This is a genomic window from Thiobacillus thioparus DSM 505 (genome assembly GCF_000373385.1).
GTDB lineage: Bacteria > Pseudomonadota > Gammaproteobacteria > Burkholderiales > Thiobacillaceae > Thiobacillus > Thiobacillus thioparus.
Window position 1 is genome coordinate 360,052 of the sequence record NZ_KB891316.1, and the last position, 22,322, is coordinate 382,373.

The window sequence follows — 22,322 nt, forward strand, 5'->3', positions numbered from 1 at the left end:
TTTAGTAAGAGCCCGGCTGCGCCAGCGTTTCGAAGCGCGTGTATTCGCCGAGGAAGGCCAGTCGCACCGTGCCGATGGGGCCGTTACGCTGCTTGCTGATGATGATTTCCGCCGTGCCCTTGTCCTGGGTATCGGGGTTGTAGACCTCGTCGCGATAGATGAACAGGATGACGTCGGCATCCTGTTCGATGGCGCCCGATTCGCGCAGATCGGACATCACCGGGCGCTTGTTGGGACGTTGCTCCAAGCTCCGGTTCAACTGCGACAGCGCGATCACCGGCACATGCAACTCCTTCGCCAGCCCCTTCAGCGCGCGCGAGATTTCGGATATTTCGGTGGCGCGGTTCTCGCCGGTACCGCTGCCCGCCATCAGTTGCAGATAGTCGATCACGATCAGACCGAGCTTGCCGCACTGACGCATCAGCCGGCGTGCGCGTGCGCGCAGTTCGAGCACGTTGAGTCCTGGCGACTCGTCGATGAACACCGGTGCCTCGTTGAGCTTGCCGAGCGCGTAGGTGAGGCGCTGCCAGTCGTCCTCGCCCAGTTTGCCGGTGCGCAGCCGGTGCTGGTCGAGCTTGCCGACCGAACCGATCATCCGCATCACCAGCTGGGCACCGCCCATTTCCATCGAGAACACCGCCACCGGCAGGCCGGTGTCGAGCGCGACGTTTTCGGCGATATTGATCGAGAAGGCGGTCTTGCCCATCGACGGTCGTCCGGCGACGATGACAAGGTCGCCCGGCTGCAGGCCGGAGGTCTTCTGGTCGAGGTCGTGAAAACCAGTCGGCACACCGGTGACGCCAGAATCGTTGTCGCGGTGATAGAGCTCGTCGATACGCTCGACCACTTCCTTCAGCAAGGGTTTGATTTCGGTGAATCCCGCCTGCCCGCGGCTGCCGGACTCGGCGATCTCGAACACCTTGGCTTCGGCTTCGTCGAGCAGTTGCGAGGCGCTGCGCCCGGCAGGCGAATAGGCGGTGTCGGCGATTCCGGTCGCCACCTCGGCGAGCCGCCGCATTACCGAGCGCTCGCGCACGATTTCGGCATAACGGCGGATGTTGGCAGCCGACGGTGTGTTACTTGCCAGCGCGACGATGTAGGCGAGCCCGCCGACGTTTTCGAGCTGTCCCATGGACTGCAGCGCCTCGGACACCGTCACGGCATCGGCCGGGCGATTCTCGGCGATCTGCCGCACGATCGCGCGCAGGATCTGGCGATGATCCTGGCGGTAGAAATCGCTTTCCGATACCACGTCGCCGATGCGGTCCCATGCGCTGTTGTCGAGCAACAGGCCGCCCAGCACCGCCTGCTCGGCTTCCAGCGAGTGCGGCGGCAGACGCATCTGCGCCAGTTGGGGATCGGAATTTGCGGTCAGGGAGTGGATGGCGGCCATGGCAGGATTCTAGTCTTCAGCCTCGGACCCACCAAGGGAAAAGCTGTGGATAAGGCGTGGACAGCCGGGTATGTCCTGAGGACAAATAAAAAAGGGAGCCGAGGGCTCCCTTTCCGGGAATGGCCGGCGGATTACTGTTCGCCGACCACCACCACCGTGATGTTGGCGGTGACGTCATGGTGCAGACCCAGCACCACCGGGTATTCGCCAATGGCCTTGAACGGGCCTTCGGGCAGGCGGATTTCCGCCTTGACCACGTCGTGGCCCTGCGCTTTCAGCGCATCGGCGATATCGGCGTTGGTCACGGAGCCGAACAGGCGGCCATCGACGCCGGCCTTATGGCTGACCGTCACGCTGGCGCCTTCCAGTTTTTCGCCGCGGCGCTGGGCATCGGCCAGCTTTTCGGCGGCCACACGTTCCAGTTCGGCCTTCTGTGCGGCAAACGCTTCCATGCTGGCCTGCGTGGCGCGTCGCGCACGGCCGGTGGGAATCAGAAAGTTGCGGGCGTAGCCGTCTTTCACCTTGACCACGTCACCCAGATTGCCCAGGTTGACGACTTTGTCCATCAGAATCACTTGCATGGTCGTCTCCTCAATGCAGATCGGTGTAAGGCATGAGCGCCAGGAAGCGCGCACGCTTGATCGCCGTACCCAGCTGGCGCTGATAGTGCGCCTTGGTGCCGGTGATGCGGGCCGGGATGATGCGGCCGTTCTCGGCGATGAACTCCTTCAGCACTTCGATGTCCTTGTAATCGACTTCGACCACTTTTTCAGCAGTGAAGCGGCAGAACTTGCGACGCTTGAAGAGACCGCGATTGCCGCTGTCGCGGCGCTTGTTGGCGAACTTGCCGCCGGATTTTCCACCCATGGGACGTGCCATGATTTATTCCTTTTCGATTCGATTCAATATCAAGATCAGTTGCCGGCTGTTCATGCTGCGTCGGTTCAACGCGCCTTCTAGTTTCACCTGCGTTCCTACCACCAGCTGAGCCAGTTGGCTTGCAAGCGATCCACTCGCTTGCACCGTCAACTCGCATTCCACCTGCCGGGCCTGGGATGCCACCGCCTGACTGCTGCGATGCAGAATCACCGCTTCCGCTATCGGTACGCCAGCCGGGCTGTAACGCACAAGATCAACCTGGATGAGGACTCCACTGATGACCAGCCGGTTCACTCACTCAAGCTGCCGCGGGCTGTTCGACTGCGGCTTCCGGCTTGGCGCCTTCTGCCTTGGCGCTGTCCAGCATGTCACGCGATTTTTCTTCCTTCATCATCGGTGAAGCCGTGGTCACGGCATCGTCGCGCTTGATGGTCAGATGGCGCAGCACGGCGTCGTTGAACTTGAAGCCATGCTCGAGTTCTTCCAGCGTTTCCTGGTCGCACTCGATGTTCATTAGCACGTAGTGGGCCTTATGGACCTTCTGGATCGGGTAGGCCATCTGGCGGCGGCCCCAGTCTTCCAGGCGGTGGACGCTGCCGCCGCGCGTGGTGATGTTGCCCTTGTAGCGTTCGATCATGGCGGGCACCTGCTCGCTCTGATCGGGATGGACGATAAATACGATTTCGTAATGCCGCATCAAGTTTCCTTTCGGTTCAGCCCCCCGCTGCGGTGCGGTGGAGCAAGGTGGTAAAGTCAAAAGAACAATCCCCGGCAAACCGGGGACTGCAAATCATACGCTTTTTGCCTGGCAAATCAAGCCTCGGCCGCACGCGGCGGCCTGGTCAGATCACGCAATCGACGTAATAGCGGGGCTTGCCGTCGACCACGTCCTCGACCAGACCGTGCACATCGGTTTCGAAGCCGGGGAATTTCTCGTTGAATTCGCGGGTGAACTGCAGATAGCGCACGATGGTGCCGTTGAAGCGCTCGCCCGGGATCAGCAGCGGAATCCCCGGCGGGTAGGGCGTGACCAGCATGGCGGTGATACGGCCTTCAAGCTTGTCGATCTCGACGCGCTCGATCTCGCGGTGCGCCATCTTGGCGAAGGCGTCCGCAGGCTTCATCGCCGGGGCCATTTCAGACAAATACATCTCGGTCGTCAGACGCGCCACGTCCTTGGCCTTGTAGATGGTGTGGATCTGGTCACACAGGTCCTTGAGCCCGGTTTTCTCGTAGCGCGGATGCTTTTCGATGAACTCGGGCAGCACGCGCCACAGCGGCTGGTTTTCGTCGTAGTCGGCCTTGAACTGTTGCAGCGCGGTCACCAGGGTATTCCAGCGACCCTTGGTGATGCCGATGGTGAACATGATGAAGAAGGAATACAGCCCGGTCTTTTCCACGATGACGCCGTGCTCGGCCAGATACTTGGTGACGATCGCCGCCGGGATGCCCCAGTCGGCAAATGCGCCGTCCACATCCAGGCCGGGCGTGATGACGGTGGCCTTGATCGGATCGAGCATGTTGAAGCCGGGCGCGATCTTGCCGAACTCGTGCCAGCGCGCGCCGGTTTCGAGCATCCAGTCTTCGCGATCGCCCACGTCCTCTTCGGCCAGCTTCTGCGGTCCCCAGACCTTGAACCACCAGGAGTCGCCGAATTCCTCGTCGACCTTGCGCATGGCACGGCGGAAATCCAGTGCCTCGCGGATGGATTCCTCCACCAGCGCCGGGCCGCCGGGCGGCTCCATCATCGCCGCCGCCACGTCGCACGAGGCGATGATGGCGTATTGCGGCGAGGTCGAGGTGTGCATCAGATAGGCTTCATTGAAACGATGGAAGTCGAGCTTGCGCGTCTCCGAGTCCTGCACCAGGATCTGCGAAGCCTGGCTCAGGCCCGCCAACAGCTTGTGCGTGGATTGCGTGGCGAACACCAGCGCATCCTTCGCCCGCGGCCGGTTCTTGCCGATGGCGTGCATGCCGCGATAAAAGTCGTGAAAGGTCGCATGCGGCAGCCAGGCTTCGTCGAAGTGCAGGGTATCGATGTAGTCGCCCAGCAGTTCCTTGATCATGTCGACGTTATAGAGGATGCCGTCGTAGGTCGACTGGGTGATGGTGAGAATGCGCGGTTTGCGCTTCACATCCTTGGCGAACGGATGCGCGGCGATTTTCTTTTCGATATTCTCGGGACGAAACTCGTCCAGCGGGATCGGCCCGATGATGCCGTAGTGGTTGCGAGTCGGCGTCAGGAAGATCGGGATCGCGCCGCACATCATGATGGCGTGCAGGATGGACTTGTGGCAGTTGCGGTCGACCACGACGATGTCGCCCGGCGCAACCGTGGCGTGCCACACCATCTTGTTGGACGACGAGGTGCCGTTGGTGACGAAGAACAGGTGGTCGCAATTGAAGATGCGTGCCGCGTTGCGCTCAGACGCCCCCACCGGCCCGGTGTGATCGAGCAGTTGGCCGAGTTCGTCGACCGCATTGCAGACGTCGGCACGCAGCAGGTTTTCACCAAAGAACTGGTGGAACATCTGGCCGATCGGCGACTTCAGGAAAGCCACGCCACCCGAGTGCCCGGGGCAGTGCCAGGAATACGAGCCATCCGCCGCGTAATGCGTCAGCGCGCGGAAGAACGGCGGCACCAGGGAATCGAGATAGGCGCGCGCCTCGCGGCCAATGTAGCGCGCAAGGAACTCCGGCGTGTCTTCCAGCATGTGGATGAAACCGTTGAGTTCGCGCAGGATGTCGTTCGGGATATGGCGTGCGGTGCGGGTTTCGCCGTGCAGGAAAATCGGGATCTCGGCATTGCGGAAGCGCACTTCCTCGACGAATCCGCGGAGCTTTTGCAGTGCCTTGCTCGTATCCTCGTCGCTACCGGCAAGTTCCTCGTCATCGATCGACAGTACAAAGGCCGACGCGCGGGCCTGCTGCTGGGCAAACGAAGTCAGGTCGCCATAGTTGGTGACGCCGAGTACCTCCATGCCTTCCTTTTCGATCGCCTCGGCCAGGGTGCGGATACCCAGTCCCGATGCGTTTTCGGAACGGAAATCTTCGTCGATGATGACAATGGGAAAGCGAAAACGCATGGCGACTCCTCAGGGAGGGGCGGGAGAAAAACGCGGATTGTACGTCGCGTGCGCGGCAGCCGGATGAATTTTTGCGCGCGGGCTGAAATGGCGGCGCCGGTCAGATCTTGGGGAGCGTGACCCCAACCTGGCCCTGGTATTTGCCGCCGCGGTCCTTGTACGAGGTTTCGCACACCTCATCGGACTCGAGGAACAGCATCTGGGCCACGCCTTCGTTGGCGTAGATTCGCGCGGGCAGCGGCGTGGTGTTGGAAAACTCCAGCGTCACATGGCCTTCCCATTCGGGTTCCAGCGGCGTCACGTTGACGATGATGCCGCAACGCGCGTAGGTGCTTTTGCCCAAACAGATCGTCAGCACGCTGCGCGGGATACGGAAGTACTCCACCGTCCGCGCCAGCGCGAACGAGTTCGGGGGGATGATGCACGAATCGCCCTTGACCTCGACGAACGAGTTCGGATCGAACGCCTTCGGGTCGACGATCGTGGTGTTGATATCGGTGAACAGCTTGAATTCGCTGGCGCATCGCACGTCGTATCCGTAGCTCGACGTACCGTACGACACGATGGATCGGCCACCGGCCTGTTTGATCTGTCCCGGCTCGAACGGTTCGATCATGCCATGCTCAGCCGCCATGCGACGGATCCATCGGTCGGACTTGATGCTCATCAGGTATTGGAAATGACAATGTTGGGGAACTTGGCGGAGTGATCCACCGCGGTTTCGCCAATCTTAACAGCAACGCGACGCGCGATCTGTTTGTAGATCTCGGTCACGCGGCCATTCGGATCGGACACCACCGACGGCTTGCCGGAGTCGGTGTCGGCGCGGATCGCACCATCCAGCGGCAGCGCGCCGAGGAATTCCACGCTGTAGTCCTTGCACATCCGCTCGCCGCCGCCTTCGCCGAAGATGCGCTCTTCGTGGCCGCAGTTCGAGCAGATGTGCAGGCTCATGTTCTCGACCACGCCGATGATGGGGATGCCGACCTTCTCGAACATCTTCAGCCCCTTGCGCGCGTCGATCAGCGCGATGTCCTGCGGCGTGGTGACGATCACCGCGCCGGTCACCGGCACGCGCTGCGCCAGCGTCAGCTGGATGTCGCCGGTGCCGGGCGGGAGGTCGACCACGAGATAGTCGAGGTCACTCCAGTTGGTGTTGTTGAGCAGCTGCTCCAGCGCCTGCGTGACCATCGGGCCACGCCAGACCATGGGCGTTTCGACGTCGATCAGGAAGCCGATGGACATCGCCTGGATACCGTGACCAATCAGCGGCTCGAGGTTCTTGCCGTCGTTGGACTCGGGCTTGTCGGTGATGCCCAGCATGGTCGGCTGCGACGGGCCGTAGATGTCAGCGTCCAACATGCCGACGCGCGCGCCTTCGGCAGACAGTGCCAGCGCCAGGTTAACGGCGGTGGTGGACTTGCCGACGCCGCCCTTACCAGAGGCCACAGCGATGATGTTCTTGACGTTGGGGATCAGTTTGACGCCGCGCTGCACGCTGTGCGACACGATCTTGAAGCTGACGTTGGCGGTAGCGGCGGTGACACCGTCGATGGATTTGAGCTTGTCTTCGATCTGCTGCTTGATGACCGGCAACTGGCTCTGCGCCGGGTAGCTCAGCAGGATGTCGACCGACACGGCACCACCGTCGATCTTGATGTTGCGGGCGGATTTGGTCGAGACGTAATCCTTATGGGTGTTGGGGTCGACCAACTCTTTCAGTGCGGTCTGCACCTGAAGTTCAGAAACGGCCATGTGTGCTCCAGAGGATTAAATTAGCAATCGCTCATTTTAACGAATTCTGTCGCTTTGGGTGAACGGGAACGCAGAAAGGACGCGGGATTCCCTGCAATCTGCAGGGATATACGGAATGCACAGGCAAGCGCGGAGCTTGTCCGGCCAACCACGGAAAACCGCTAGCGCGGCTCGGCGTAATGCGCGACCAGCACGGCTTCGGGCACCCGCAAACGAATCGCTGCGGCCAGCTCGCTGATCGCCCCCGGGCGCGGGCGCAGGGACACCCACAGCAGGTTGAGTTTCAGGTTGAGATCAGCGAACACCACATCCTGATGCAGCGCCAGTACCGCCTGAATTTCGCGCGATGCCCGTTCGATCTCGACTCGAGGGCGACTGCGCAAACGCGGGATCAACATCATAAAATCGGTCAGCCGCTTGCCGGCAAGATCGCGCGTGGGCGCAATCTGCCACAAAGGCTGGCCCGGCCCGGGTCCGGAAAATGTCGTCAGCGTGGTTGAAGCATGGATTCGTATCTTCATCACGCCTCCGTCATTCCGGGTCAGGGCTTCAGCAGGAAGTCCGGTGCCGCGTCCCGCCGACCGCACAGACGGGGGGCGCGTTGCCGCACATGACGCGCATCTCTGTGCAGATAACGTTCGAGTTCCTCGAGCGCCAGACGGTAAACCTCGCGCTTGAAGTCGACCACCGCTTCCATCGGCACCCAGTATTCGTTCCAGCGCCAGGCATCGAATTCCGGATGGCTGCTGGCGCGCAGCGAGACATCGCAGTCGCGTCCGGTCAATCGCAGCAAAAACCAGATCTGCTTCTGGCCGCGATACAGACCCCGGCTGTCGCGCCGCGTCCAGTGGGGAGGCACGTCGTAGCGCAACCATTCGCGCGTGCGGCCCAGGATACGCACATGCGCCGGCAGCAAGCCCACTTCCTCTTCCAGTTCCCGGAACATGGCCTGTTCCGGCGTCTCCCCTGCGTTGATGCCGCCCTGGGGAAACTGCCAGGCGTGCTGATTGACGCGCTTGCCCCAGAAGACCTGGTTGCTCGCGTTGCACAATATAATGCCTACGTTCGGGCGGTACCCTTCTCGGTCGATCATGGCCGCCACCATCAATAAAGTTCGATTAACTGCATTCTTTCATACCCGCCGAAAATTGCAAACCTTCCATGATTCGAAGCCTGCTGTTAAGCATTGTTTTAATTGGAATTTTGAGCGGATGCTCCAATTTGATGTCGGCCGCTCCGCCCGACCGGGTGCTGGCGGGAATCCATGAATTCGGCGCCACGGCGCTCGCCTACACACCGGACGGCCGGCAATTCATCAGTGGTGGCTTCCACGGCGAGTTGCGGATGTGGGATGCGGCCACGCTGCACCCGCTCGGCGAGTATCGCGGACATCGGCGGGCGGTACGCGCGATTCTGCCGCTGGCCTCAGGCGACTTTGTCAGCGGGGGAGACGATGGCCGCCTGATCCTGTGGCAAGACAGACACATCAAGCGGCATGTCCAGGGGGGGAAGGTAACCGCGCTGGCCCTATTCCAAGGCCAGGTGGTGAGCGGTCAGCGCGATGGCCGCTTGCGTGTCTGGTCTGCGGACACGCTCCAGCCTGTGCGGGAAATTCAGTTATCCGACGATGTCGTCGCGCTGACGGCGCATGGCACCCAGCTGGCCGTCGGCCTCGATCACGCCATCCTGCTCCTCGATGCGGATTACAAAATACGACGGACGATCCGCACGCCGCATACCCCACACGATCTGCAATTCAGTCCGGATGGCCGCATCCTGGCGGCAGGCACCTGGTTCCGGCTGCTCGAATGGGACGTCGCCAGTGGAGAAGCGCGCAGTATTCCGACCGAGCACAATGGTTTGCTGACCTCGATCGCCTTCAGCCCCGATGGCCGCTATCTGGCCACCCTGGGGCGCCATACCGACTCCGCCATCCGCATCGTCGACACCACGGATTTCAGGGTCGTGCGGCGCTACCAGGCCCATGAATTGTGCGGCGCCGTCATCCGCTTCAGCCCCGACGGACAGACCCTGGCTTCCGGCTCGGATGACGAAAGCGTCCGGCTGTATCGCTTCAATCGCCCCGCCTATTCAAGCAACGGCGCTATCCCCTCGGCCCACTGAAAATCACGCGCAAAACCGCGCAGATCGAGGCCGTAGCGCTTGGACAGATCAGCCAGTTGCGGCCGCATCGCTTCAAGCCGGGCCGCAGCGCCCGGGTCGGCAAAGGCAAACACGATGACGTTGGTCTTGTTCTGGACAGAAATCCAGCCGACCTCGCCGTCGAATGCTCGCGTCAGCCGCGCGAAATACTCGGCAAATTCGCTGTCGCGCCCCCACAGATTCACCACCAGAATGCCACCCGGCCTCAACACACGGCGGCAGGCGGCATAAAACGTCTGTGTCGCCAGCGCCTCGACCTGATTGCCGGCATCGAAACCGTCGAGCAGGATGACGTCCGCGCTGCCGGGATGCTGGCGCACATACAAGGCGCCATCGGCTTCCACCACGCTGAGCGTGGCATCGTCAGGCGGCAATTCGAAGTGCGTACGCGCGGCAGCGACCACCCGCGGATCGATTTCCACTGCGGTGACATGTGTCTGCGGCCGCTGCTTGCGGATGAACTTGGCGAGCGAACCGCCGCCCAGGCCGATCATCAGCACGTCCTGCGGCATCGGGTTGAACATCAGGAACCCCATCATTGCACGCGTGTACGCCAGTTCCAGGTCCCACGGCCGGTTCACCCGCATCGCGCTCTGGATCGCGCGACTGCCCAGGTGCAGCACGCGCATGCCGCGTTCCTCGGTCACTTCCAGTCCCTCGTCGCCTGCCCGGCGTTTACCAAACTTCAAGCGCATGGCCACCCCATCCAAAAATCGAGCGCGAAAGATTACTCGTCTGCACGCTAAAATGCGCGTTTTCGTCCCGATTATTCCACCATGCGCGCCACCCAGTTCTTCATTTCCACCACCAAGGAAGCCCCGTCCGAGGCCGAACTCGTCAGCCACAAGCTGATGCTGCGCGCCGGCCTCATCAAGCGCCTGGGATCGGGGCTGTATACCTGGATGCCGCTGGGCCTGCGCGTGCTGCGCCGGGTGGAGGCCGTGGTGCGCGAGGAAATGAACCGCGCCGGCGCGATCGAACTGCTGATGCCGGCGGTGCAGCCTGCCGAACTGTGGGAGGAAACCGGACGCTGGGCGGTGTTCGGCCCGCAGATGCTGAAGATCAAGGACCGCCACCAGCGCGACTTCTGCTTCGGCCCCACCCACGAGGAAGTCATCACCGACGTCGCGCGCCGCGAGATCAAGAGCTACCGGCAATTGCCGGTCAACTTCTACCAGATCCAGATGAAGTTCCGCGACGAGATCCGCCCGCGTTTCGGCGTCATGCGCGCGCGCGAATTCCTGATGAAGGACGCCTACTCCTTCCACGCCAACAAGGATAGCCTGGCTGCTACCTACCAGACGATGTACGACGCCTACACGCGGATTTTCAGCCGGCTGGGACTGACCTTCCGCCCCGTGGCAGCCGACACCGGCGCCATTGGCGGCTCGGCCTCGCACGAATTCCACGTGCTGGCCGATTCCGGCGAAGACCTGATCGCCTACTGCCCGGATTCCGGCTACGCGGCCAACGTCGAACTGGCCGAGGCGCTTGCCCCGACGACCCCGCGCGCCGCATCGCAGGAAACGCTGCGCGAAGTGGATACGCCGAAACAAACCACCTGCGAGGACGTCGCCGCTCTGCTCGACATCCCGCTTTCCCGCACCGTGAAGCTCATCGCGGTCATGGTGGGCGAGCAGCTGGTCGTCCTGCTGCTGCGCGGCGACCACATGCTGAACGAGGTCAAGCTCGGCAAGCTCGAAGGCATGGCGGACTTCCGGCTGGCGAACGAAGCCGAAATCCGTGCCGTCTTCGACTGTCCGCCCGGCTTCCTCGGGCCGGTCGGGCTCGACCGCGCCAAAATCAGGGTCATCGCCGACCGCACGGTCGCGGCGATGAGCGATTTCGTATGCGGCGCCAACAAGCCCAAATTCCACCTCGCCGGGGTCAATTTTGGCCGCGACCTGCAGGAACCGGATGTTGTGGCCGATATACGGAATGTCGTCTCCGGCGACCCCAGTCCGGACGGCAAGGGCACGCTCGCGCTGTGCCGCGGTATCGAGGTCGGCCATGTGTTCCAGCTCGGCAGCAAGTATTCGCAGGCGATGAATGCCACCTACCTGGACGAAGCCGGCAAGGCACAGGTCATGGAAATGGGGTGCTACGGCATCGGCGTGTCACGCATCGTGGCCTCGGCCATCGAGCAGCACCACGACGAGAAAGGCATCATCTGGCCGAAGGCGATGGCACCGTTCTTGCTGGTGATCGTGGCGATCGGCTACGGCAAGAGCGAGGTGGTTAAAACCGCTGCCGATACGTTGTATGCTGAACTTTTTGCTGCCGGGTTCGACGTGCTGCTGGACGACCGCGACGAACGCCCCGGCGTGATGTTTGCCGATGCCGAGCTGATCGGCATCCCGCACCGCATCACGGTGGGCGAGCGCGGGCTGAAGGATGGCGTGATCGAATACCAGCCGCGCCGCGCCGCGCCGGGGCAGAGTGGCGAAGCGCAAAAAATCGCGCTCGCCGATGCAAGGGAATTTTTGACAGGACTGCTGGAACGCTGACATGAAGAAAACGAGGCACATCGGCCTGCTGATCGCCACTTTGCTGCTTGCCCAGCCCGCGTTTGCGGGCGGCCAGCTCGAAGAAGCGATGTCGGCCAATGTGCGCTCGTCGCTGCAGCGCGCCCTGGCGGACACGCCGGTCACCCGCACTGCATTCCGCAATCCGGCAGACGGTGCCGCCTGGCTGAAGGAAATGTCGCGCCGGCTGGCCAAGCGCATGCCCGACGAGGACGAACGGCTCGAATTCCTGACCACCCTGCACTGGGAGGCTTCGCGCGCCGGCGTCGACCCGCAATTGATGCTGGGGCTGATCCAGGTGGAAAGCGGTTTCCGCAAATATGCCGTGTCGCCGGTCGGTGCGCGCGGCTACACGCAGGTCATGCCCTTCTGGATCAAGACCATCGGCAACCCCAACCACAACCTGTTCCAGCTCCGCACCAATTTGAGATACGGCGCGCTGATCCTGCGTTACTACATCGACATCGAACACGGCGACCTGTTCCGTGCGCTGGGCCGCTACAACGGCAGCCTGGGCCAGCCGGAGTATCCGACGCTTGTCGTCAACGCCTGGAAACACAACTGGGATTACACCCCTCGCACCCAATCGGCCGACAATCGTGCCGACTCCGACTCGCGCAGCTGACGCCCCTTGCAGGGACATGCCGCACGCCAAAAACGCCTAGCCTGAAACTCCCGTTTCAGGCACGCCTTGCCCCGCGTGCCCTGTCCGCTGACGAAATTTCAACCGGCCGTCACGCCATCGACACTTTTCAACCGTTTCCTCCCCGGCCTCCTGCGCCGCATACCTTGTCAAACAAGGCGTTCGGAGCGTTTCTTCGCCTGGCACAAGCCATGCAGGATGTCCGCCACAGGCTAAATGCCTGCAATCACAACAACGGAGGCGACCATGGACATGACAATGCAATTGTCCCGTACGGTTAAGGGACAGGAAGAAATCTTCAACCTCGGCCATACCTTGCGGCCCCGACATCGACAAATCCTGTTCAGTGTGGGAAATGGCATTTCGTTTGGCGAACTCTGCAAGAAGATGCCCCACTGCGCCGAGTTGGAAGCGATGGTGAACGACTTGCTGCAAAGCGGGTTCATCCAGGCCCTACGCAACATGGCATCGCCTTCGCAGCCCGCGCCGGCCGCCTCCCGCAGCCCGGCTCCCGCAGCGGCCGCACCTGCGCAATCCGCCGCCAATCTGGAAAGCACCCGCACCTATGCGATGGAATTCCTGGCCGCCCTGGTGGGAACCAAGTCCCCGGCCTACCGGAAAATGAGCGAAGTACAGGATCTGGCCGGTTTCAACGCCGTCCTGCCGATGTGCTACAAGGTGATCGCTGCGGTGGCGTCGCCGCACCAGGCGGCTGAAATGGAAGCCGAAATCGCCCGGCGCATGATCTGACACGGCTGGTCCAGTCACGGCCACGGATGCACCAGGCCGGGACAGCCTGGTTCGATGCTTAGCGCGACAGGACGATCAGCGGCTTTGGCTGGCAATCCGCGACCACGACGGTACCGGATCCGCCTGGTATCGCACTCACCACGCCATCGAACGGCGCTTTCAACTCGGCATCCGCCAGATTTTTCTGCGCGATCACCCGGCGCGCCTGGGCAGCCGACAGCGCGGCCTGGGCTCGCGCGTAGCGCAATTCGGCGGCCTCCAGTTCGCTGGTCGACGACACCGTCCGGTCGTACAGCTCCTGCGCCCGTCCCTGTTCGCGCTTGGCATCGGCCTCATCGGCCTGCGCACGCGCATGGTCCGCTGTGGCTTCCTCAAGGCGCGCCTGCAGGATAGTCCTGTCCAGACGCAGCAGGACGGCGCCTTTCTTCACGCGCTGGCCGGGCTTGACCAGCACCGATTCCACCACGCCGGACACGCGGGTGGTGAGTTCAACCTTGTCTGCGGCCCATAGCGGGTTTGTACCCAGCAGGCTCAATCCGGCTAGTGCAATGGCCGCCATGCGCTGATTCATTTTCGTGCTCCCTCAACAGGCGGCAGATTGCCACCGGACAATGCCTGTAACCGCGTCAGCGCCAGCGCCAGTCGATATTCCACTTGCTTGCGGCGTATCTGCGCCATCTGGGTTTCCGCCATGCTGGTGCCCAGATTGGTTTTCAGTTCCAGTTCGTATTCCGCACGCGCACGTTCCAGCGCCCAGTCGCGATACTCGATCTGCTTGTCGGCCGCCGCGCGACTGCTGCCGCGCAGCCATTCGATTTCCTGCAGGGTTGCGAGCAGGGTGCCGGACAGGTCGAACTTGAGTTTTTCCAACTCGGCGGCTGTCCGTTCCTTTTGCGCCAGCTCACGCGCAATCCGGGCATCCACGCGTCCCCCTTGATACAGCGGGATCGTGAACACCAGGCCGGCGCTGGCCTCGTCGCGTGTGACCGACTCCCGGCTGTAGCCGCCGCCGATGACTTCGGCATCAAGCGTCGGATTGCGCTCCGCACGTATCGCCGCCAGCCGCGCTTCCGACGCCGACAATTGGGCACGCAGGGCAAGGATGCGAGGGTTCTTCGCCATGACCCAGGGCAGCAGGGTTTCGTAGTCCGGCACTGGGCGGGCATTACCCTTGAGCTCGGGCTCGATCAGTTCTTCAGGCAGTGTGTCGGGGCGATAGATGGCCTGGGCAAGCCGCTGCCGCGCGCTGCGCATGCGCTGCTCGCTGGCGTTTCTGCGCTCCCGGATATCCTGGTACTCGGTTTCCAGTTTCAACAGGCTGGGCTGACTGATCTGCCCCACCTTGAAGCGGTCCTTGGCGTTGTCCCACGCGACGTAGGCGACCGCCATGAATTCATTGTCGGCAGCATACTGCCGGTCGGCCATCAGCACATCGAAGTAACGCGCCATGATGTCGATGCGGCGCAGGCTTTCCACGGTGTAGAGCGCCTCCTGCCGGGCCGTGACCTCATCATCCGCCGCGGCGATGGCCTGGCTGCTGCGGCCGAAATCGAACAACGGCTTGCGCGCCACGATGCGGCCGATGTTGTCGGGCTTCCAGTCGCCACCCGGCTGACGTCCCGTGCGCAGACTGCCGTCCAGAGACAGGCTGAAATCCTGGCGGCTGTCTGCTTCTTCGCGGTTGGCACGCGCCAAGGCCAGTTCGCTTTCCGCGACCCGTCGATCGGGATGGGGTGCGGCTACGCTTGCCAGCGCCTCATCCAGCGTCAGTGGTTCTGCGGACGCCGTGGTGGACAACGTCCATGCCAGCAACGCGACCCACGCCGCGCGCCTCATTTGCCTTGCTTGTATTTGGTGAAGGGTTCGCTCGCGTAGACACCGTCGGCCACATATTTCCCGAGCAGCAGGAACTCGGCCTTGTCCTTGGTGGGGCCGACATAGCGCGTAACCAGCTTGCCGTCGAGGTCGATGAACAGCATCGTCGGCGTGGCGCGCACGCGGTTGGCGAGCGCGAATGCCTTTTCGGTGGTTTGCTTGCCCTGGAAGTCGGTCATCTGCGTATCGCCATTGACGTCGATCGGATACAGCAGGAACTGTGCACGATAGGCATCCTGGACGTCGGACTGGTTGAGGATGGTGCTTCTCATGCGTTCGCAAAATGGACAGTCGTCCATTTCAAAGAACAGGAATATGCCTTTCTTGCCCTGCTCACGGGCGGTCTGGAGTTCGGCATGAAAATCGCCGAACTTGGGCTGGAAGAAATGGCTGAGGGGGTCGCGTGTCTCCGCCCTGGCGGATACGGCAAATACCATCAGGAACGCGATGAATAGTCGACGCATGGTGTCTCCTCGTTATGCAGTGGCTTATTTTTTGGTGCGTGCACTTTTCTTGGCAATGAAGCTTTCCACCGATTCACGGGTAATCGCGCCCACTTGCTGGGCAACCATTTTACCGTCCGGGTTGTATAGATAGGTAGTCGGCAAACCCTGTACCGGTCCGATCTGGCTGGCCACCTGGGCATTACCTAGCACGATCGGGTAATCGACCAGTAGTCCGTCCGCGAAATCGGTCACCTGCTTGGCATTGCGATAATCCATGGCGATGCCGATGACGACGAGGTTGTTCTTTTTTTCGCCGTGCAGCGCGATCAGGTCTGGAATTTCCTCCTGACAAGGCGGACACCAGGTTGCCCAGAAATTCACCAGTACCCACTTGCCCTTGTAGCCGTCCAGCGTATGGGTCTTGCCGTCGGTATCGGTCAGCTTGAATCCGCCCGCCTGGGCCCAGGAGGCGAACAGCGCCAGCAACAGCCCGGCCAGCCATATCGGATAAAATCGTCCACCTTGTAATGTCTGCATTGGTTTTACCATCATGAATGAATTCGCCACGAATAAATTTCGCACTGAGAAAGACTCGCTGGGCGAAGTCCCGGTTCCCGGGGATGCCTGGTACGGCGCACAAACAGCGCGCGCCGTCGCCAATTTTCCCATTTCCGGACGCCGGCCGGATAAGGATTTCGTACTAGCCCATGTGCGAATCAAGCTCGCCGCCGCCCACGCCAACTGCCAGCCGGGCTGGTTGTCCGAGCAAAAGCGCGACGCCATCGCCGCCGCCTGCGAGAAAATCCTCGGCGGCGAGCATCTCGACCAGTTCGTCGTCGACCGTTTCCAGGCCGGCGCCGGCACCAGCCACAACATGAACAGCAACGAGGTCATCGCCAACCTCGCGAATGTGGCCCTGCGCGGCGAGAAAGGTGCCTACAAGCCGGTCAACCCCAACGACGACGTCAACATGGGGCAGTCGACCAACGACACCATTCCGACGGCGATCCGTCTGGCCGTGCTGGCCAAGCTGCCGCGCCTGACCGCTGCGGCGCACAGTATGGCCGCCGAATTCAGCCGCTTGGCCGAACGCGAGAGGGACACCGTAAAGTCGGGCCGAACCCACCTGCAGGACGCGGTGCCGACCACGCTGGGGCAGGAGTTTGCCGGCTACGCCTGGACGCTCTCGCGTTGCGCATCGGCGCTCGACGCCGTGCGCCCGGCACTGTGTGAGACCGGTCTCGGCGGCTCCGCCGCCGGCACCGGCCTCAACACTTCGCCCGATTACCCGGCGCGCGTCGCCGCCGAACTGGCGAAACTCACTGGCGAGCCGATCCGCGTCGGCCAGCTGGTCGCGCAGATGCAGTCGATGAACGACCTCGCGCGCCTGTCGGGCGAGATCCGCAATCTGGCGCTCGAACTCACCCGCATCTCCAACGACCTGCGCCTGCTCGCCTCCGGTCCACGTACCGGCCTCGGCGAAATCCAGCTGCCGCCGGTGCAACCAGGCTCCAGCATCATGCCCGGCAAGGTCAACCCGGTGATGTTCGAAATGCTGAACCAGGTGTGCTTCCAGGTGCTGGGGCAGGACGCCGCGGTGTCCTACATGGTGCAGGCCGGGCAGATGGAACTCAACGTGATGATGCCGGCGCTCGGCAGCGCGCTGTTCGACGCCATGGACTGGCTGACCAATGCGATGAACGCCGCCACCGAAAAGAACCTCAAGGGCATCGTCGTCAACCGCGAACGCTGCGCCTTCTTCATCCACCAGAGCGTCGCGCTCGCCACCCTGCTCAACACCCGGATCGGCTACAACCAGTCTGGCGAAGTCGCCAAGGAATCTGAAAAGTCCGGCCGCCCGGTGCGCGACATCGTCGCCGAGCGCGGATTGATGAGCGCCGCCGATTTCGATGCGCTGGTGCTGCAAGCGGCACACGGCGTGGGTAGCGGCGGTGGCGGCGGCTGATGCCGCACTGATGCGATAATCACACCCTTTAGCCGACACCTGCACATCATGGCGATCCAGTGGTTCCCCGGTCACATGACCACCGCGCGCAAGAAAGCCGCGGAGACGATGGCGCAGATCGACGTGGTGGTCGAGGTGCTCGACGCGCGCCTGCCGGAGGCCGGCAGCAACCCGATGATTCACGAGTTGCGTGCGCATCGCCAGCGGGCCTGCCTCAAGCTGTTGAACAAGGCCGATCTGGCCGACCCGGAGGCGACACGTGCCTGGCTGGAGTATTTCAATAGACAGCCGAACGTGCTCGCGGTAGCGATCTCAGCCAAGAAAGCCAGCGATGTCGCGAAGCTCGCCGGGCTGGCACAGAAGCTGGCGCCGCACCGCGACGATGCCTTCAAGCCTTTGCGGCTGATGATCATGGGCATTCCCAACGTCGGCAAATCGACGCTGATGAACACCTGGGTCAAGCGCAAGGTGGCGGCGGTGGGTGACGAGCCGGCCGTGACCAAGTCGCAGCAGCGCATCAACCTCTCGCCGCGCCTGATCCTGGTCGACACGCCGGGGATGACGTGGCCGAAGATCGAGCACGATGCCGACGGCTTCATGCTGGCGGCCAGCCATGCGATCGGCCGCAATGCGGTGATCGACGAGGAGGTGGCGGTGTTTCTGGCGGGGATACTGCTGGAACGCTACCCGGCCCTGCTGAAGGCCCGCTACGGCTTCGCGCTGGAGGGACTCGACGCAACCGGCGTGCTGGAGGCAGTGGCGAAAAAACGCGGCTGCCTTCTGAAAGGGCGCAGTGGCGAACTCGATCTGGAAAAAGCCGCGATGATCCTGCTGACCGATTACCGCAGCGGCACGCTCGGCCGCATCAGCCTGGAGACGCCGGCATCGCGGCAAGCAATGCTGGCGGCGGCCAAACCCCAGAAAGCCGCAGCCTCCTCCCCCGATACCGCTGCGTAATCAATCGTCCGCCGGCCAGACCAATGCATCGACCCAGCAAACGGTCTGCTGCCGGCCATGCACGGCGGCCACCGGCAGCGCTTCGCCTGCCGCCCACCGCCTCAGTGCATGCCGTTTGCCTGCCCCTGTAATCACGAACCACACGCGCCGACTGCGATTCAACCGTGCCACAGAGAGGCTCACCCGATCGGGCGGCGGTTTCGGCGCATCATGCACCGCCAGCACATCCGCGCTTTCTGACGCCGTTCCCCAGTCATGGCCGGGGAACAGGCTGGCAGTATGGCCGTCTTCTCCCATACCGAGCAGCACCACATCGAAATCGCCCACGCCCTTCAGCCAGTCGGCATAGAGGGAAGCGGCCTCGGGAGCGCCACGCTCGGACGGAATCGGACGGCGGTTTGACGGCGGAATGCGCGACGCGGCAAGCCAGGCCATTTCAGCCGTCACGCTGTTCCGCTCGGGATGATCCAAGGGTTGGCAGCGCTCGTCCCCATACCACACCTGCCATTGCGCATTGCCCACGTGCCGATCCGCCAGCGCACGATACAGGGCAAGCGGTGTGCTGCCGCCCGCCAGCACCAGGTGAAAGACCCCACGCGCGGCAATGGTCGCCTCGGCTTCGGCGCATAGTGCGTCGGCCAGCGCGGCCACCAGGCCGTCGACATCATCGAATACCCGCCATTCAGGCAGCGTCATAGCTCGTTGCGCCAGGTCTGGTCATCGCTGTCGAACAGCCGGTTTGCCTCGGCCGGCCCCCAGGAACCGGCTGAATAGGTCGGGATGAACTCGCGCTCGACCGTCCAGTTCTGGAGGATGGGGTCGACCACCCGCCACGCCCACTCGACTTCGTCGAAGCGGATGAACAGTGAGCGGTCCCCCTCGATCACGTCGAGCAGCAGGGTCTCGTAGGCATCGAGCGTCTGTTCGTCGGTCTTGAGGAAACTTGCGTTCATCTGCATCACGCGCGTGTCCATGTCGAGGCCCGGCTGCTTGACGTGGATCTCCATGCGCATCGACTCCTCGGGCTGGATCGACAGCAACACCCAGTTGGGCGCAACCGACTCGAGCGGCGTCTCCCGGAACAGCTGCTGCGGCGGGTGGCGGAAGCGGATCGCGATCATCGAGGTCTGTTTCGCCAGTCTTTTTCCGGTACGCAGATAAAACGGCACGCCACGCCAGCGCCAGTTGTCGATGTAGAACTTGGCCGCGACAAAAGTTTCGGTAATCGAGTTGGACTCGACACCCGCTTCCTGCTGATAGCCCATGGCCGGCTGGCCGTCGATGTTGCCACGCGCATATTGCGCCCGCACCGCGTGGGCATGGACCGCACGCTTGGCGATCGGCCGGATCGAACGCAGCACCTTGACCTTCTCGTCGCGTAGCGCATCGGCCTCGAGCGCGGGCGGCGGCTCCATCGCAACGACGGTGAGCAGCTGCATCAGGTGGTTCTGCAGCATGTCGCGCAGCGCCCCCGCATGGTCGTAGTAGTCGGCGCGTTGTTCGATGCCGATCGACTCGGCCACCGTGATCTGCACGTGGTCGATGAAATTGCGGTTCCACAGCGGCTCGATCAGCGTGTTGGCGAAGCGGAAAACCAGCAGGTTCTGCACCGTTTCCTTGCCGAGGAAATGGTCGATACGATAGACCTGCTCTTCGTCGAAATGCTGGTGCAACAGGCGATTCAGCATCTGCGCCGATTCAAGATCCTCGCCGAAGGGTTTTTCGATCACCACCCGGTTCATTCCCCGCGGCTTGTTGAGCCCGACGGCTTCAAGGTTCTGGATCACCGCGCTGAATTCGGCCGGCTTGATCGCCAGATAGAACACCGTGCTCGAACAGGCAGACTCCGGCGGCAGACGATCCGCCAGCGCACGGAAAGACTCGACATCGTTGAGATCGCCCTTGTGATAGGCGAAGCGCGCAAGAAAGCGCTCGAATACCGGCGTATCGAGCGAGCCCTTGATCTTGTCCTTGAGGACTTCACGCATGTATTCGCGCCAGTTTTCCGTCGTCCAGTCGCGCCGCGAAAAGGCGATGATGGTGAGCGACTCGGCCAGCCGCGCCGCTGCCTCGAGGTGATACAGCGCGGGCAGCAGCTTGTTCGAGGCGAGGTTGCCGGTCGCGCCGAAGATGACGAACGAACACGGCAGGTTGTCCAGGCTCGCGTTATGGGCCAGGTTCATCTCAGCCTTCCTTCACCGCATGACCGCCGAACCCCTGGCGCATTTTCGCCAGCATTTTCGCGGCGTAATCGTTCTTGCCCTGGCTGGCAAAACGCATCATCAGGGACAGCGTCATCACCGGCGTGGGGATGCCTTGCTCCACCGATTCCAGCGCAGTCCAGCGGCCCTCGCCCGAATCGGCGACAAAGGGCTCGATCGATTCCAGTGCCTGATCTTTCGCCAGGAAGTCTGCCGACAGGTCCAGCAGCCAGGAGCGCACCACGCTGCCGTGCCGCCACAGCTCGGCGATTTCACCGACATCAAGATCGAAGCCCGGCTTGTTCTTCATCAGCGCGAAGCCTTCGGCGAAGGCCTGCATCATGCCGTACTCGATACCGTTGTGAACCATCTTGACGAAGTGGCCGGAGCCGACCGGGCCGGTGTGCAGCCAGCCCTCCGCCGGGGTGGGCGCGAGTGCTTCCATGTAGGGTTTGAGGCGCGCGGCGGCAGCATCGCTGCCACCAAACATGATGCAGTAGCCGTTCTCCAGACCCCACACGCCGCCGGACACGCCGGCGTCGGCGAATTCGATCGCCTGTTTCGCCAACCGCTCCGCGTGACGCAGATCGTCCTTGTAATAGGCATTGGCCCCGTCGACCACGAGATCGCCTGGCGACAGCAAGGGGATGAGGGTATCCAGCGCCGTCTCGGTGGCCTCGCCCGCCGGCAGCATCAGCCAGACGATGCGTGGCGCCTGCAAGGCAGCCACCATGTCCTGGAGGGAAGCGCAGGCGAGATGCCCGGTTTCGGTTGCAATGGATTCGCTCACGTCATGGCTGCGATTGGTGACAGCTATCTTGATCCCTTTGCGGGCCAGGCGCCGCGCCATGTTGCCGCCCATGCGGCCGAGTCCGACGATTCCGAATTCCATACTTGACTCCTCATTCATTAGAGTTGGTGGAGAGTTGGTGGCTTGCATGGTGCATCAATCGCGCCAGCGCAATCGCATGATAGGACGCCTGAATGAAGAACAAGTTGCCGAACTGCGCGCCTTGCCGGTGCACGATGCACCCAATCAGGTCAGCAGGCCGGGGAACAGTTTGCCGAGTCCGTCCGCGATCATCTCGACCGAAATCGCCGCGATGATCAGCCCCATCAAGCGGGTGACGACATGAATCCCGGTTTTTCCCAGCCGCCGTGAAATCACGGGTGCGGCACGAAATGACAGCCAGACCGACAGCGCAACCAGTCCGATCGGGATCAGCAGGGCCGTCTGATGCAGCACTTCGCCCTTGGCAGCGGAAGCCGCCACGATCACGTGGGTGATCGCACCCGGTCCGGCCAGCAGGGGAATGCCCAGCGGCACCACGCCCACTGCATCCCGCTCCTCGGCCTCGACCGCTTCATCCTGAGTTTGCCGCTGCGGACTGACGCGCGCCTGCACCATCGACAGGGCCAGCAACAGCAGCAGCAAACCACCCGCCACGGCGAACGCAGCAAGACGAATGCTAAAAAACATAAGCAACGGCTCGCCCAAAAACGCGAACAGTGTCAGCACCCCCAACACAGTCAATGCGGCGATCCGAGCCGCTGCGTTGCTCTGCGCAAGCGTGTAGCCCTGGGTGGCCAGAAGAAACATCGGGATCACGCCGACCGGATCGACGATGGCAAACAGCGCAAGTGCGGCCTTGGCGAGTTCGAGGATGTCCATGGCATGCATCA

Annotated in this window: 26 protein-coding genes; 7 read left to right on the forward strand and 19 right to left on the reverse strand. The window is 62.5% G+C overall.

What is annotated here, in order from left to right:
* Position 1 precedes the first annotated feature (1 nt).
* From dnaB to B058_RS0101920, 10 genes are all read right to left on the reverse strand, one after another.
* Positions 2-1,393: a replicative DNA helicase gene (gene dnaB / locus B058_RS0101875; RefSeq protein ID WP_018506770.1), complete on the reverse strand. Its 1,392-nt coding sequence runs from the start codon at positions 1,391-1,393 to the stop codon at positions 2-4.
* Between the two features lie 131 nt (positions 1,394-1,524).
* The gene (rplI, locus tag B058_RS0101880; RefSeq protein ID WP_018506771.1) at positions 1,525-1,974 is read right to left on the reverse strand and encodes a 50S ribosomal protein L9; all 450 of its coding nucleotides are present in this window, start codon (positions 1,972-1,974) and stop codon (positions 1,525-1,527) included.
* Between the two features lie 10 nt (positions 1,975-1,984).
* Entirely contained in the window at positions 1,985-2,272 is a 288-nt protein-coding gene (gene rpsR, locus B058_RS0101885; RefSeq protein WP_018506772.1) for a 30S ribosomal protein S18, read from the reverse strand.
* A gap of 3 nt (positions 2,273-2,275) precedes the next feature.
* Entirely contained in the window at positions 2,276-2,566 is a 291-nt protein-coding gene (gene priB / locus B058_RS0101890; RefSeq protein WP_018506773.1) for a primosomal replication protein N, read from the reverse strand.
* Between the two features lie 4 nt (positions 2,567-2,570).
* Positions 2,571-2,969, reverse strand: a complete 399-nt coding sequence (gene rpsF / locus B058_RS0101895; RefSeq protein WP_018506774.1) for a 30S ribosomal protein S6 — start codon at positions 2,967-2,969, stop codon at positions 2,571-2,573.
* A gap of 145 nt (positions 2,970-3,114) precedes the next feature.
* The gene (locus B058_RS0101900; RefSeq protein WP_018506775.1) at positions 3,115-5,358 is read right to left on the reverse strand and encodes an arginine/lysine/ornithine decarboxylase; all 2,244 of its coding nucleotides are present in this window, start codon (positions 5,356-5,358) and stop codon (positions 3,115-3,117) included.
* Between the two features lie 100 nt (positions 5,359-5,458).
* The gene (gene dcd / locus B058_RS0101905) at positions 5,459-6,025 is read right to left on the reverse strand and encodes a dCTP deaminase (RefSeq protein ID WP_026240558.1); all 567 of its coding nucleotides are present in this window, start codon (positions 6,023-6,025) and stop codon (positions 5,459-5,461) included.
* Complete coding sequence (gene apbC, locus B058_RS0101910) at positions 6,025-7,113, reverse strand: iron-sulfur cluster carrier protein ApbC (RefSeq protein ID WP_018506777.1); 1,089 nt, start codon at positions 7,111-7,113, stop codon at positions 6,025-6,027. The genes dcd and apbC overlap by 1 nt, the downstream gene beginning before the upstream one ends.
* Positions 7,114-7,274: 161 nt before the next feature.
* Entirely contained in the window at positions 7,275-7,634 is a 360-nt protein-coding gene (locus B058_RS0101915) for a hypothetical protein (protein ID WP_018506778.1), read from the reverse strand.
* 20 nt (positions 7,635-7,654) lie between these two features.
* Complete coding sequence (locus B058_RS0101920) at positions 7,655-8,206, reverse strand: RNA pyrophosphohydrolase (RefSeq protein WP_026240559.1); 552 nt, start codon at positions 8,204-8,206, stop codon at positions 7,655-7,657.
* Between B058_RS0101920 and B058_RS17990 the strand changes: the two genes are divergently transcribed.
* Together B058_RS17990 and B058_RS0101925 are read left to right on the forward strand one after the other, a co-directional pair.
* Positions 8,205-8,381, forward strand: coding sequence for a hypothetical protein (locus tag B058_RS17990; RefSeq protein ID WP_169335074.1), 177 nt, complete (start codon positions 8,205-8,207; stop codon positions 8,379-8,381). The two genes, B058_RS0101920 and B058_RS17990, sit on opposite strands and share 2 nt — an antisense overlap.
* A complete protein-coding gene (locus tag B058_RS0101925; protein WP_018506780.1) occupies positions 8,338-9,237 on the forward strand; it encodes a WD40 repeat domain-containing protein in 900 nt (299 codons plus the stop codon). The genes B058_RS17990 and B058_RS0101925 overlap by 44 nt, the downstream gene beginning before the upstream one ends.
* On the opposite strand, the gene B058_RS0101930 is transcribed toward B058_RS0101925, so the two are convergent.
* Positions 9,201-9,971 carry a polyamine aminopropyltransferase gene (locus B058_RS0101930; RefSeq protein WP_018506781.1) on the reverse strand — a complete coding sequence of 257 codons (771 nt, stop codon included), beginning with the start codon at positions 9,969-9,971 and terminating at the stop codon, positions 9,201-9,203. The two genes, B058_RS0101925 and B058_RS0101930, sit on opposite strands and share 37 nt — an antisense overlap.
* 81 nt (positions 9,972-10,052) lie before the next feature.
* Between B058_RS0101930 and B058_RS0101935 the strand changes: the two genes are divergently transcribed.
* The 3 genes from B058_RS0101935 (at position 10,053) to B058_RS0101945 (ending at position 13,194) form a co-directional block, all read left to right on the forward strand.
* Positions 10,053-11,783, forward strand: coding sequence for a proline--tRNA ligase (locus tag B058_RS0101935; RefSeq protein ID WP_018506782.1), 1,731 nt, complete (start codon positions 10,053-10,055; stop codon positions 11,781-11,783).
* Position 11,784: 1 nt separating this feature from the next.
* The gene (locus tag B058_RS0101940) at positions 11,785-12,426 is read left to right on the forward strand and encodes a lytic transglycosylase domain-containing protein (RefSeq protein ID WP_018506783.1); all 642 of its coding nucleotides are present in this window, start codon (positions 11,785-11,787) and stop codon (positions 12,424-12,426) included.
* Between the two features lie 264 nt (positions 12,427-12,690).
* Complete coding sequence (locus B058_RS0101945) at positions 12,691-13,194, forward strand: hypothetical protein (protein ID WP_018506784.1); 504 nt, start codon at positions 12,691-12,693, stop codon at positions 13,192-13,194.
* A 58-nt stretch (positions 13,195-13,252) separates the two neighbouring features.
* Here the strand turns inward: B058_RS0101945 and B058_RS0101950 are convergent, their stop codons facing one another.
* From B058_RS0101950 to B058_RS0101965, 4 genes are read right to left on the reverse strand one after another with little or no spacing between them, the layout of a single operon-like run.
* Complete coding sequence (locus B058_RS0101950; RefSeq protein ID WP_018506785.1) at positions 13,253-13,765, reverse strand: efflux RND transporter periplasmic adaptor subunit; 513 nt, start codon at positions 13,763-13,765, stop codon at positions 13,253-13,255.
* Positions 13,762-15,030: a TolC family protein gene (locus B058_RS0101955; RefSeq protein ID WP_018506786.1), complete on the reverse strand. Its 1,269-nt coding sequence runs from the start codon at positions 15,028-15,030 to the stop codon at positions 13,762-13,764. Before B058_RS0101955 ends, B058_RS0101950 begins: the two co-directional genes overlap by 4 nt.
* Complete coding sequence (locus tag B058_RS0101960; protein WP_018506787.1) at positions 15,027-15,533, reverse strand: thioredoxin family protein; 507 nt, start codon at positions 15,531-15,533, stop codon at positions 15,027-15,029. Before B058_RS0101960 ends, B058_RS0101955 begins: the two co-directional genes overlap by 4 nt.
* 24 nt (positions 15,534-15,557) lie before the next feature.
* Complete coding sequence (locus B058_RS0101965) at positions 15,558-16,052, reverse strand: TlpA family protein disulfide reductase (RefSeq protein WP_018506788.1); 495 nt, start codon at positions 16,050-16,052, stop codon at positions 15,558-15,560.
* Positions 16,053-16,065: 13 nt separating this feature from the next.
* Here B058_RS0101965 and B058_RS0101970 point away from each other — a divergent pair, with 13 nt between their 5' ends.
* Together B058_RS0101970 and ylqF are read left to right on the forward strand one after the other, a co-directional pair.
* A complete protein-coding gene (locus tag B058_RS0101970; protein ID WP_018506789.1) occupies positions 16,066-17,481 on the forward strand; it encodes an aspartate ammonia-lyase in 1,416 nt (471 codons plus the stop codon).
* A 48-nt stretch (positions 17,482-17,529) separates the two neighbouring features.
* On the forward strand, positions 17,530-18,438 hold the full coding sequence (gene ylqF, locus B058_RS0101975; protein WP_026240561.1) for a ribosome biogenesis GTPase YlqF: 909 nt from the start codon (positions 17,530-17,532) through the stop codon (positions 18,436-18,438).
* Here ylqF and pgl read toward each other — a convergent pair whose 3' ends face one another.
* The 4 genes from pgl to B058_RS0101995 form a co-directional block, all read right to left on the reverse strand.
* Positions 18,439-19,134 (reverse strand): 6-phosphogluconolactonase, encoded by a 696-nt coding sequence (gene pgl, locus B058_RS0101980; protein WP_018506791.1) that lies wholly within the window; start codon positions 19,132-19,134, stop codon positions 18,439-18,441. It abuts the gene before it with no gap.
* Entirely contained in the window at positions 19,131-20,621 is a 1,491-nt protein-coding gene (gene zwf, locus B058_RS0101985; RefSeq protein WP_018506792.1) for a glucose-6-phosphate dehydrogenase, read from the reverse strand. Before zwf ends, pgl begins: the two co-directional genes overlap by 4 nt.
* 1 nt (position 20,622) lies before the next feature.
* Positions 20,623-21,549 (reverse strand): phosphogluconate dehydrogenase (NAD(+)-dependent, decarboxylating), encoded by a 927-nt coding sequence (gene gnd / locus B058_RS0101990; RefSeq protein WP_040723189.1) that lies wholly within the window; start codon positions 21,547-21,549, stop codon positions 20,623-20,625.
* A 126-nt stretch (positions 21,550-21,675) separates the two neighbouring features.
* Positions 21,676-22,311, reverse strand: coding sequence for a MarC family protein (locus tag B058_RS0101995; RefSeq protein WP_040723393.1), 636 nt, complete (start codon positions 22,309-22,311; stop codon positions 21,676-21,678).
* Positions 22,312-22,322 lie beyond the last annotated feature (11 nt).

Bases quoted from the DNA above. Each gene is read 5' to 3' on its own strand.
- B058_RS0101995 (WP_040723393.1), bottom strand. From the start codon at position 22,311: ATGGACATCCTCGAACTCGCCAAGGCCGCACTTGCGCTGTTTGCCATC.
- B058_RS0101970 (WP_018506789.1), top strand. From the start codon at position 16,066: ATGAATGAATTCGCCACGAATAAATTTCGCACTGAGAAAGACTCGCTG.
- B058_RS0101945 (WP_018506784.1), top strand. From the start codon at position 12,691: ATGGACATGACAATGCAATTGTCCCGTACGGTTAAGGGACAGGAAGAA.
- dnaB (WP_018506770.1), bottom strand. From the start codon at position 1,393: ATGGCCGCCATCCACTCCCTGACCGCAAATTCCGATCCCCAACTGGCG.
- B058_RS0101920 (WP_026240559.1), bottom strand. From the start codon at position 8,206: ATGATCGACCGAGAAGGGTACCGCCCGAACGTAGGCATTATATTGTGC.
- B058_RS0101930 (WP_018506781.1), bottom strand. From the start codon at position 9,971: ATGCGCTTGAAGTTTGGTAAACGCCGGGCAGGCGACGAGGGACTGGAA.
- apbC (WP_018506777.1), bottom strand. From the start codon at position 7,113: ATGGCCGTTTCTGAACTTCAGGTGCAGACCGCACTGAAAGAGTTGGTC.
- B058_RS17990 (WP_169335074.1), top strand. From the start codon at position 8,205: ATGGCCGCCACCATCAATAAAGTTCGATTAACTGCATTCTTTCATACC.
- dcd (WP_026240558.1), bottom strand. From the start codon at position 6,025: ATGAGCATCAAGTCCGACCGATGGATCCGTCGCATGGCGGCTGAGCAT.
- pgl (WP_018506791.1), bottom strand. From the start codon at position 19,134: ATGACGCTGCCTGAATGGCGGGTATTCGATGATGTCGACGGCCTGGTG.
- B058_RS0101955 (WP_018506786.1), bottom strand. From the start codon at position 15,030: ATGAGGCGCGCGGCGTGGGTCGCGTTGCTGGCATGGACGTTGTCCACC.
- B058_RS0101960 (WP_018506787.1), bottom strand. From the start codon at position 15,533: ATGCGTCGACTATTCATCGCGTTCCTGATGGTATTTGCCGTATCCGCC.
- B058_RS0101915 (WP_018506778.1), bottom strand. From the start codon at position 7,634: ATGAAGATACGAATCCATGCTTCAACCACGCTGACGACATTTTCCGGA.
- B058_RS0101965 (WP_018506788.1), bottom strand. From the start codon at position 16,052: ATGCAGACATTACAAGGTGGACGATTTTATCCGATATGGCTGGCCGGG.
- B058_RS0101925 (WP_018506780.1), top strand. From the start codon at position 8,338: ATGTCGGCCGCTCCGCCCGACCGGGTGCTGGCGGGAATCCATGAATTC.
- gnd (WP_040723189.1), bottom strand. From the start codon at position 21,549: ATGAATGAGGAGTCAAGTATGGAATTCGGAATCGTCGGACTCGGCCGC.
- zwf (WP_018506792.1), bottom strand. From the start codon at position 20,621: ATGAACCTGGCCCATAACGCGAGCCTGGACAACCTGCCGTGTTCGTTC.
- rplI (WP_018506771.1), bottom strand. From the start codon at position 1,974: ATGCAAGTGATTCTGATGGACAAAGTCGTCAACCTGGGCAATCTGGGT.
- B058_RS0101950 (WP_018506785.1), bottom strand. From the start codon at position 13,765: ATGAATCAGCGCATGGCGGCCATTGCACTAGCCGGATTGAGCCTGCTG.
- B058_RS0101935 (WP_018506782.1), top strand. From the start codon at position 10,053: ATGCGCGCCACCCAGTTCTTCATTTCCACCACCAAGGAAGCCCCGTCC.
- rpsR (WP_018506772.1), bottom strand. From the start codon at position 2,272: ATGGCACGTCCCATGGGTGGAAAATCCGGCGGCAAGTTCGCCAACAAG.
- B058_RS0101900 (WP_018506775.1), bottom strand. From the start codon at position 5,358: ATGCGTTTTCGCTTTCCCATTGTCATCATCGACGAAGATTTCCGTTCC.
- B058_RS0101940 (WP_018506783.1), top strand. From the start codon at position 11,785: ATGAAGAAAACGAGGCACATCGGCCTGCTGATCGCCACTTTGCTGCTT.
- rpsF (WP_018506774.1), bottom strand. From the start codon at position 2,969: ATGCGGCATTACGAAATCGTATTTATCGTCCATCCCGATCAGAGCGAG.
- ylqF (WP_026240561.1), top strand. From the start codon at position 17,530: ATGGCGATCCAGTGGTTCCCCGGTCACATGACCACCGCGCGCAAGAAA.